The organism is Hafnia psychrotolerans, assembly GCF_014639435.1.
In the GTDB taxonomy this organism is placed as follows: Bacteria; Pseudomonadota; Gammaproteobacteria; order Enterobacterales; family Enterobacteriaceae; genus Ewingella; species Ewingella psychrotolerans.
This window is the reverse complement of the sequence record NZ_BMFZ01000027.1, coordinates 1-824: the sequence shown is the minus strand read 5'-3', so window position 1 is coordinate 824 and position 824 is coordinate 1. Positions and strand designations below refer to the sequence as shown.

Below are 824 nucleotides of genomic sequence, written 5' to 3'. Positions count from 1 at the left end.
TTGCTCTTTAACAATCTGGAACAAGCTGAAAATTGAAACGACACAGCTGAAACTTATCTCTCCGTAGCAGTACCGAGATAAGGAGTACCCTGTGTTGAGTCTCTCAAGACTTGCAGCGCGATACGTGACTTCTTAGAAGACACCTTCGGGTTGTGAGGTTAAGCGACTAAGCGTACACGGTGGATGCCTAGGCAGTCAGAGGCGATGAAGGGCGTGCTAATCTGCGAAAAGCGTCGGTAAGGTGATATGAACCGTTATACCCGACGATACCCGAATGGGGAAACCCAGTGTGATACGTCACACTATTGCATGGTGAATACATAGCCATGCAAGGCGAACCGGGGGAACTGAAACATCTAAGTACCCCGAGGAAAAGAAATCAACCGAGATTCCCCCAGTAGCGGCGAGCGAACGGGGAAGAGCCCAGAACCTGAATCAGTTTGTGCATTAGTGGAAGCGTCTGGAAGGTCGCACAGTAAAGGGTGATAGTCCCGTACACAAAAGTGCACTCATTGTGAGTTCGATGAGTAGGGCGGGACACGTGACATCCTGTCTGAATATGGGGGGACCATCCTCCAAGGCTAAATACTCCTGACTGACCGATAGTGAACCAGTACCGTGAGGGAAAGGCGAAAAGAACCCCGGCGAGGGGAGTGAAATAGAACCTGAAACCGTGTACGTACAAGCAGTAGGAGCCTCTTTTATGGGGTGACTGCGTACCTTTTGTATAATGGGTCAGCGACTTATATTTTGTAGCAAGGTTAACCGAATAGGGGAGCCGTAGGGAAACCGAGTCTTAACTGGGCGTCAAGTTGCAAGGTATA

The 824-nt window shown here is 49.6% G+C and carries 1 rRNA gene; it reads left to right on the top strand.

The annotated features are described in order from the left end of the window. Positions 1-156: 156 nt before the first annotated feature. Positions 157-824 (top strand): 23S ribosomal RNA (locus IEV89_RS21535); the annotation flags it as partial.